The sequence below is a fragment of the Helicobacter pylori FD535 genome, from assembly GCF_000296015.2.
Lineage (GTDB): Bacteria > Campylobacterota > Campylobacteria > Campylobacterales > Helicobacteraceae > Helicobacter > Helicobacter pylori_CT.
Window position 1 is genome coordinate 1 of record NZ_AKHP02000048.1, and the last position, 4,884, is coordinate 4,884.

The following is a 4,884-nucleotide window of genomic DNA, read 5'->3' on the forward strand; positions in this document are numbered from 1 at the left end:
GGTGGAGCCACACTCAATTTTAATGCGGCTAACAATATCACTATCAATCAAGCGAGTTTTGACAATAGCGGTGCAGGGACGCAAAAATCTTACATGAATTTTAAAGGCTCTAACATCAATGTCAGCGGATCTAGCTTTAAAGATAACACCAATGGAGGCTTTAGTTTCAGCGGTAGTGATAATCATAGCACCATCTCTTTTAATCAAGCGAGCTTCAATCAAGGGACTTATCATTTTAATAGTGCTCAATCTGCTTTTGAAAACAGCAGCTTCAATCAAGGGACTTACAATTTTAGTAACAACGCCAGCTTTAATAACGACACCTTCAATCAAGGGACTTATAGCTTTAATACAAGCCAGGTTAGTTTTTCAGGCGCTAACACTTTAAATTCAAGTTCGCCTTTTGCTAGCCTTAAAGGCAGCGTGTCCTTTGGTTCTGATGCGGTTTTTAATCTCAATCAAACCCTTAATAGTAATCAAACCTATGACATTCTTACTACAAATGGGAACATCCAGTATGGGGTTTATCAAAGCTATTTATGGGATTTAATCAACTATAAGGGCGATAAAGCTATCAGCCATGTTGGAGTGGGTCATAACACTTATGATGTAACCTTTGACATTAACGGGCAAGATGAAACCTTACAAGAAACCTTTAACAAACAATCCATTATTACCCAATTTTTAGGAGACGATTTACAACAACAAGCCCAAAAAACCTATCAAGAGGATATAAGCAACTCAAAAAGCGCTTTGAATAACGCTGCTAGTGATAATGAGATCGCAAAGAACGATACAGACTACACCAACAATCAAAACGCCACTATCGCTACAGATGCTCAAAATTTAGAAAACACGAGCCAACAAATCGCTAAAGACCAACAAGCCTTAGAACAAGATTTAGACAAGCTCCAACAATTAGCCAACTCTACAGGCTTTAACGAACAAGCTTTCAATCAAGCGCAAGATAAAGAACAACAAGATGAACAAACCTTACAAAACGAAGAAAAGACTTTTAATGCTGAACAAGAGGGATTGAAGCAAGCGGTAGCTAAGCCTACAAGCCCCACACCCACTCCTACAAAACACACAGCACCAAACACTCCCCCTAATAAAGTTCCGCCCACACCCCCTACTCAAAATTTACCCGCAACGAATGTGTGGGATGGGGTCTATAACCTCCAAAATCAAACTTACTCAAACAAAGGGGTTTATTATATTGATCCCAATCTTTCAGGACAGAGCAGTCAAAGCGGCAACACGCTCAGCACTTATACAGCCAATTTGCTTGGAAGAAGTTTTGGCGTGAATATCCAAAATGGCACTTTGATCATAGGGAACAACGCAGAGAGCGTGAATGATAATGGCTTGATTTGGATAGGGCATGGAGGCTTTGGCTATATCACGGGAACTTTTAATGCGGCTAACATTTACTTGACCAATAATTTTAAAACAGGTGAAGGCGTTTCAAATTCAGATGGTGGGGGAGCGAACATTACCTTTGAAGCAAGCGATAATATCACTATGGATGGCTTGAATTATAATGACGCTGAAACCGTTACTAAAATGATTCAAACGGGGGCTAGTCAGCATTCCTATGCCGTTTTTGACGCTATGAATAATATCAGTGTGACTGATTCCAGTTTTAGCGATATGACTTGGGGGAAATTCAGTTTTAGCGCTAAGAACATTTCGTTTTCTAACGCTTCGTTTAGCGGCTTTACAAACCCTGGAGGATCAAGCGTTATCAGCGCTAATGCCGCTAATTCTTTAAGTTTTATCAATTCTCGTTTGAATGGTGGAGCAATCTATAATTTGCAGGCTAATAGCCTTATTTTCAATAACACGCAAGCGGTTTTTAATGTCTTGTATTCTAGGGGGACAAACAATTTTAACGCTACCACACAGCTTTTAGGCAACACGAGTTTTACGCTTAGTTCTCAAAGTTTGCTGAACTTTAATGGCGATACAACCTTGCAAAACAACGCTAATATCACGCTTGGCAATAAAAGTCAAGCCGCTTTTAAAAATTCTTTAACGCTTGATAATAATTCTAATTTAAGTTTAGACAATCAAAGCGTTTTGAATGCCAATGGCACAAGTGCTTTTAACAATCAAGCAAGTCTCAATATTTATAATGGGAGTCAAGCAACCTTTAATAGCCTCTTTTTTAATGGCGGGACACTCAGTCTTAACGCTAACAGCAAGCTCAACGCTTCTAGCGCTAGTTTTTCAAACAACACCACTATCAATTTAGACGATAGCGTTTTATCAGCCAATAACACAAGCTCTTTGAACGCTAATATCAATTTTCAAGGCGCAAGCCAGGCTGATTTTGGAGGCAATACGACTATTGATACAGCAAGCTTTAATTTTGACAGCGCAAGCTCATTGAGTTTTAATAACCTTACGGCTAATGGAGCGTTGAATTTTAATGGTTATGCGCCCTCTTTAACTAAGGCTTTAATGAGCGTTAGCGGGCAGTTTGTTTTAGGGAATAATGGGGATATTAATTTATCTGACATCAATATTTTTGACAACATTACAAAATCTGTAACTTACAACATCCTAAACGCTCAAAAAGGGATTACTGGCATCAGTGGGGCTAATGGCTATGAAAAAATCCTTTTTTATGGCATGAAAATCCAAAACGCTACCTATAGCAACAATCATAACATTCAAACTTGGTCGTTTATAAACCCTCTCAATTCTTCTCAAATCATTCAAGAGAGCGTTAAAAATGGGGATCTAACCATAGAAGTTTTAAATAACCCTAACTCGGCTTCCAACACTATTTTTAATATCGCTCCTGAGCTTTATAATTACCAAGCTTCTAAGCAAAATCCTACCGGTTATAGCTATGATTATAGCGATAACCAAGCAGGCACTTATTACTTGACAAGCAACATTAAAGGTCTTTTCACCCCTAAAGGCTCTCAAACGCCTCAAACCCCAGGCACTTATAGCCCGTTTAACCAGCCTTTGAATAGTTTAAATATCTACAATAAGGGTTTTTCTAGTGGAAATTTAAAAACGCTTTTAGGGATTCTTTCTCAAAATTCCGCTACCTTAAAAGAAATGGTTGAATCCAATCAATTAGACAATATCACTAACATCAATGAAGTGTTGCAACTCTTAGACAAGATTAAGATCACCCCAACGCAAAAGCAAGCGCTCCTAGAAACTATCAACCATTTGACTGACAACATCAATCAAACCTTTAATAACGGGAATCTAATTATAGGCACTACTCAAGATAATGTTACAAACTCTACTAGCTCTATATGGTTTGGGGGCAATGACTATAGCAGTCCTTGCGCGCTAGATAGCGCCACTTGTTCTTCTTTTAGAAACACTTACCTAGGGCAATTATTAGGCTCAACTTCCCCCTATTTAGGCTACATCAACGCTGATTTTAAAGCTAAAAGCGTTTATATCACTGGCACAGTGGGAAGTGGTAACGCTTTTGAAAGCGGAGGGAGCGCGGATGTAACCTTTCAAAGCGCTAACAATTTAGTGTTGAATAAAGCTAACATAGAAGCTCAAGCTACAGACAACATCTTTAATCTTTTGGGTCAAGAAGGGATTGATAAAATCTTTAATCAAGGGAATTTAGCGAATGTTCTCAGTCAAGTGGCTATGGAAAAAATCAAGCAAGCCGGCGGTTTAGGAAACTTTATAGAAAACGCTCTAAGCCCTTTGAGTAAGGAATTGCCCGCTAGCTTGCAAAATGAAACCTTGGGCCAACTTATAGGTCAAAATAATTTAGACAATTTATTGAATAATAGTGGAGTCATGAATGAAATCCAAAACATTATCAGTAAAAAACTAAGCATTTTTGGTAATTTTGTTACCCCATCCATCATAGAAAACTACCTTGCTAAGCAGTCTTTAAAAAGCATGCTAGACGATAAAGGGCTTTTGAATTTTATCGGTGGGTATATAGACGCTTCTGAATTAAGCTCTATTTTAAGCGTGGTTTTAAAGGATATTACTAACCCCCCTACAAGCTTGCAAAAAGACATCGGCGTGGTAGCGAATGACTTGTTGAACGAGTTTTTAGGACAAGATGTGGTTAAAAAGCTAGAAAGTCAAGGATTAGTGAATAATATCATTAATAATATCATTTCTCAAGGCGGGTTAAGCGGCGTTTATAATCAAGGTTTAGGGAGCGTGTTGCCGCCCTCTTTACAAAACGCGCTCAAAGAAAACGATTTAGGCGCTCTTTTATCGCCTAGAGGCTTGCATGATTTTTGGCAAAAAGGGTATTTTAACTTTTTAAGCAATGGCTATGTTTTTGTCAATAACAGCTCTTTTAGCAACGCTACAGGAGGCAGTTTGAATTTTGCCGCCAACAAGTCTATTATTTTTAATGGCGATAATACGATTGACTTTAGCAAGTATCAAGGTGCATTGATTTTTGCTTCTAATGATGTTTCTAATATCAATATCACAATCCTAAACGCTACTAATGGCTTAAGCCTTAATGCGGGTTTGAATAATGTGAGCGTTCAAAAAGGGGAAATTTGTGTCAATTTAGCCAATTGCCTCGCAACCAAAAACAGCTCTTCTGCAAACTCTAGCGTAACCCCCACTAACGAATCTTTAAGCGTGCGCGCTAACAACTTCACTTTCTTAGGCGTCATCGCTTCTAATGGGGCTATTGATTTGTCTCAAGTGAAAAATAATAGCGTCATAGGCACGCTCAATCTTAATGAAAATGCGACCTTGCAAGCCAATAATTTAACGATCACTAACGCTTTTAACAACGCCTCTAACTCTACAGCTAACATTAATGGTGATTTCACCTTAAACCAACAAGCGACTTTAAGCACTAATTCTAGTGGTTTGAATGTCATGGGGAATTTTAATAGCTATGGCGGT

Annotated in this window: 1 protein-coding gene; it reads left to right on the plus strand. The window is 38.5% G+C overall.

Annotated features, from left to right (window positions below):
* Positions 1 to 4,884 (plus strand): vacuolating cytotoxin domain-containing protein (locus DV63_RS15565; protein WP_020982466.1); only part of this gene is annotated, 4,884 nt, incomplete at both ends.